The 950-nt window shown below is 64.5% G+C and carries 1 protein-coding gene; it reads left to right on the top strand.

What is annotated here, in order from left to right:
- A partial coding sequence (locus tag A5707_RS19805; protein WP_232000785.1) for a condensation domain-containing protein occupies window positions 1–950 on the top strand: 950 nt, incomplete at both ends.

Genomic DNA, 950 nt, shown 5'->3' on the forward strand with positions numbered 1-950 from the left:
GCTGGCCAGCTGCAGGAGGCTATTGAGGACTCGACGCGGCACTGTTTTGATTTGGCGAGCGAGATTCCGTTGCGGGCACGGCTTTTCCGTGTTGCCGAGGATGAGCATGTGCTGGTGGCGGTGGTGCACCATATCGCTGCCGACGGTTGGTCGATCACTCCTTTGGTGGCTGATCTAGGTGTGGCGTATGTCGCCCGGCGTGCCGGTGGGGCTCCGCAGTGGGCGCCGCTGCCGGTCCAGTATGTCGACTACACGCTGTGGCAGCGTGCACAATTTGGTGACTTGGACGACAGCGAGAGTTTGATCGCCTCCCAGTTGGCGTATTGGGAAAGCGCGTTGGCCGGGTTGCCCGAGCGCGTGGAGTTGCCCACTGATCGGCCGTATCCGTTGGTGGCTGATTTTCGTGGGGCCAGCGTGGCGGTGGACTGGCCGGTCGAGTTGCAGCAGCAGATTGCCCGGGTGGCTCGTGAGCACAACGCGACCAGTTTCATGGTGGTGCAGGCCGCGCTGGCGGTGTTGTTGGCCAAGTTGAGCGCCAGTTCTGATGTGGCGGTGGGCTTCCCGATTGCCGGGCGGCGTGACCCGGTCCTAGATGAGTTGGTGGGCTTTTTCGTCAACACGTTGGTGTTGCGGGTCGATGTGGCCGGTGATCCCACGGTGGCCGAACTGTTGGCGCAGGTGCGCGCGCGTAGCCTGGCCGCCTACGAGCACCAGGATGTGCCGTTCGAGGTGCTGGTGGAGCGGCTCAACCCGACTCGAAGCCGGGCCCATCACCCGCTGGTCCAGGTGTTGTTGGCGTGGCAGAACTTTGCCGGTGATCCCGTGGCCGGGCTGGGGTTGGGCGATCTGGAGCTGACCCCGCTGCCGGTGGACACCCACACCGCGCGTACGGATTTGACGTTGTCCCTCGCCGAACGTTTCACCGACAATGGCGCGCCCGCCGGGATCGG

This window comes from Mycobacterium kyorinense (genome assembly GCF_001672775.1).
GTDB classification, from domain to species: domain Bacteria; phylum Actinomycetota; class Actinomycetes; order Mycobacteriales; family Mycobacteriaceae; genus Mycobacterium; species Mycobacterium kyorinense_A.